General features: G+C 32.0%; 1 protein-coding gene. It reads left to right on the top strand.

All coding sequences use genetic code 11. The features are described from left to right. Window positions 1–108 precede the first annotated feature (108 nt). Window positions 109–843, top strand: a complete 735-nt coding sequence (locus tag G551_RS16285) for a DUF2846 domain-containing protein (protein ID WP_051191394.1) — start codon at window positions 109–111, stop codon at window positions 841–843. The last annotated feature ends 505 nt before the right edge of the window (window positions 844–1348 follow it).

Genomic DNA, 1348 nt, shown 5'->3' on the forward strand with positions numbered 1-1348 from the left:
TCCTGCGGACACAGACGCAGTCGCGTCAAAGTCGGTTCTTTTTACTATCTTTAGTCCTAAATTCCCACAACTGACAAATATACAAGCACGTTGGCAAAAATTTAAAAAATGAACAAAAAAATTTTACTCCTATTACTATTCGGAATCACAATAGTTGCGTGTTCCCCAAAAATTAGAACTAATTTAGCAAATACTACTTTTCCGCCTATAGAAAATAACGAAGAAATAATTATTCTTGATGAAACTGAAAAAGTACCCCAAAATTCTACATTTATAGGAGATTTGAAGATAGGAGATTCTGGATTTTCAACAGATTGTGGATATAATACGGTAATTGAAAATGCTAAAGAAAATGCTCAAAAATCAGGAGCAAATATAATAGAACTGACAGAAGTTAAGAAGCCTAATTTTGGTAGTACTTGCTATAGAATAAAAGCAAAGCTATATAGAAATACAAATAGAGAAGCCATTGCAGGTTTGATTTCAAAAAGAGACTTACGTAACAAATCAAGACTACCTGAAAATGCAGACTATGCAATTATCTATTTTTATAGACCTAGAAATTTTCAAGGTAGTATGATTGGCTATAAAATAAGACTTGATGACGAAACTGAAATTGGTAGAGTTAGAAATGGAGAAAAATTTAAATTCAAAACCAGAGATTTTGGTGAGCATAAATTTTGGGGCAAAACGGAATCTCAAGATTCTGTAGTGATAAATGTTAAAAAAGGTCAGGAATACTTTATAAGATGTGGAATTAAAATGGGCGTAGCAGTTGGAAAACCAGAAATGTATCTTATAGAAAATCATATTGGAATAAAAGAATATGAAGAAATAGAATAAAAACTTTTGCCAACACCGTATAACAACAATTGCGGCTTTGTGTCCTGCGGACACAACCGCGCAAGCATAAAAGTCGGTAATTTTAGCTATCTTGGTTTTTAACCAATCCGCAACTGATTGTTATACAAGACCGTTGGTAAAAATGCATAATTACAGCGTGGTAAACTTCAAGTTTCATTTCCAAAACAATCTCTTTCTTTGACGAAAACTTAAAGAAATTTGACGAATCTAAACGGATAAAAAATCACTCAGACGAAAAGCTGTTTGGAAAAACTTTTCGCAGAGAAGATTAAAAATCCTAAAGGAAATTTGAACTCAGCTGAAAAACTTACTCAAACTCGATAAACTGAAAACGATAAATTGTTGCGGTTAAAATTTTTTCAGCACTACTCTATTTTTCAAAACTTTGCGGAGAAAAAGTAAAACTAAAATTCGTTTTCAAAATATTAATTTGAAATCGGCTGACTAAAACGCTCAGAAACGATAAAGTGGAATCGAAAATCTG

It is taken from the genome of Mesonia mobilis DSM 19841 (assembly GCF_000423405.1).
Taxonomy (GTDB): Bacteria; Bacteroidota; Bacteroidia; order Flavobacteriales; family Flavobacteriaceae; genus Mesonia; species Mesonia mobilis.

What these genes read in the sequence shown, in the direction of transcription:
- G551_RS16285 (WP_051191394.1), top strand. Translation starts at nt 109, where the DNA reads ATGAACAAAAAAATTTTACTCCTATTACTATTCGGAATCACAATAGTT.